Genomic DNA, 237 nt, shown 5'->3' on the forward strand with positions numbered 1-237 from the left:
GCGAAGTCCGGCGCGGGCAGCGCCCGCCGGTTCAGCTTGCCGTTCGCCGTCAACGGCAAGGCGTCCAGCGGTACGAACGCCGACGGCACCATGTAGTCGGGCAGGGCGGACGTCAGGTGTGCCCGCAGTTCGGCGGTGTCCACCGCTTCGCCCGGCGCCGGTACCACATAGGCCACCAGTCGCTTCGGCCCAGTGCCGCCATCGGCCCGCGCGATGACGGCAACGTCGGAGACGGCC

The 237-nt window shown here is 72.2% G+C and carries 1 protein-coding gene; it reads right to left on the reverse strand.

Annotated features, from left to right (window positions below; genetic code table 11):
* On the reverse strand, positions 1–237 hold a 237-nt coding region (locus HC028_RS26900; RefSeq protein ID WP_168080236.1), incomplete at both ends, for an amino acid adenylation domain-containing protein.

This window comes from Planosporangium flavigriseum (assembly GCF_011947225.1).
GTDB lineage: Bacteria > Actinomycetota > Actinomycetes > Mycobacteriales > Micromonosporaceae > Planosporangium > Planosporangium flavigriseum.